Below are 690 nucleotides of genomic sequence, written 5' to 3'. Positions count from 1 at the left end.
CACGCGCGCCGGAGTGGCGCTGCCCCCGCCGCGGGCCGCCCCGTACGGCCCGCGCCACGGGGACGGGGCGCGACGCGACTGCCGAATCGTCAGCCCGTCGCCGGAACAGCTAGGCTTTGGTCTGACACGCGACGTTCCCACAACAGCACACGCGGCCGAGGAGTCACCCGGATGAGCACCACCCAGAGCGAGAGGCTGCGCGGACTGCTAACACCGCTTGTCAGCGCGCGGGACCTGGATCTGGAAGAGATCGAGGTGACCCCGGCCGGGAAGCGGCGCGTGCTCCGTATCGTGGTGGACTCCGACGACGGCGTGCAGTTGGACGCGTGTGCGGAGTTGAGCCGAGCGGTCTCGCAGACCCTCGATGAAACGGACGTCATGGGCGGCGCACCGTACGTCCTCGAGGTCACCTCGCCCGGTGCCGACCGGCCGTTGACCGAGCCGCGCCACTACCGCCGCGCCACAGGTCGCCTCATGAAGGCACAGCTCGTCGAGGGCGGGGAACTGCTCGCCCGGATCGTCGCGGTCGACGACGACGGGCTCGACCTGGAGGTCCCGGGTGTGAAGGGTCGCAAGCCCACGGAGCGCCGTCTTGCCTTCAGCGAGATCTCCAAGGCACGAGTGGAGATCGAGTTCAATCGCAAGGCCAGTGAGAAGCAGGACGACGAGAGCCAAGAGGAGGCGTTGCCG

General features: G+C 69.3%; 1 protein-coding gene. It reads left to right on the top strand.

Annotation, left to right across the window (positions count from 1 at the left end):
• Positions 1-171: 171 nt before the first annotated feature.
• Positions 172-690, top strand: a 519-nt coding sequence (gene rimP / locus KUM32_RS41620) for a ribosome maturation factor RimP (RefSeq protein ID WP_217146818.1), incomplete at its 3' end; no start/stop codon positions are given.

The sequence above is a fragment of the Streptomyces sp. AC627_RSS907 genome, from assembly GCF_019049165.1.
This window is presented reverse-complemented; position numbering and strand designations above follow the sequence as displayed.